Genomic DNA, 697 nt, shown 5'->3' on the forward strand with positions numbered 1-697 from the left:
TTTATCACTGCTTGAATGACTAGATTGATGATCACCAGATTTGTTGTTCTCATTATTAGTTGGTTGCTCAGGCTTACCTGGTTTATTTGGATTACTTGGATATTCTTTATTTGGACCATACTCAACAACTTGATCGATAGGTTCTTTAGTGAATTTTTCTGTTGGTTTACCTTTTTGTACAACGCGTTCTTCTCCTGGTTTTAAGTCTGGATCAAATTCACGTTTTGTATCAAAAGGTATGTCTTCTGTTTTTGTTTCTGGATGAACTTCAGGATTATCTGAATTATTACTGATTAGAACTAATCGCTGTGCATGATTTAAATTTAATTCATTCAATGATTTTCCTGAAGTACTTTCTAATGTTGATTTTTCTTTATTATATGTTGGCACTCCTGTTTCAAAGCCATCTTGTTGGGCTTTTAAATCCACAACGTTATCCCATACATCATCAGCATCTGCGTGCTGATCAGATGAACTATAATGTTTTGGATCCCATGATTTAACAGTTTATGAACCATTCCATTGGAAATATCCTGGTGATTTTGGATCCATGAAAATTAAATTCGGTTTCTCGCCATTTTTACTTTCTCCACTTGTAACTTTGCTAGTTTTTTGTAAATTGACATAATATGCATCATGAAAGACATAACGACGATTTTCACTTGAACCATTTAAAGGTATTGAAATAACCTCTGCA

General features: G+C 33.4%; 2 protein-coding genes. Both read right to left on the reverse strand.

Features of this window, described 5'->3' with window-relative positions:
• The coding region (locus tag IE142_RS37600; protein WP_191889442.1) for a G5 domain-containing protein at positions 1 to 429 on the reverse strand (429 nt) is incomplete at its 3' end.
• 78 nt (positions 430 to 507) lie between these two features.
• On the reverse strand, positions 508 to 697 hold a 190-nt coding region (locus IE142_RS37225), incomplete at its 5' end, for a hypothetical protein (RefSeq protein WP_229831240.1).

Origin of the sequence: Streptomyces mutabilis, from assembly GCF_014649815.1 — a bacterium.
GTDB classification, from domain to species: domain Bacteria; phylum Actinomycetota; class Actinomycetes; order Streptomycetales; family Streptomycetaceae; genus Streptomyces; species Streptomyces mutabilis.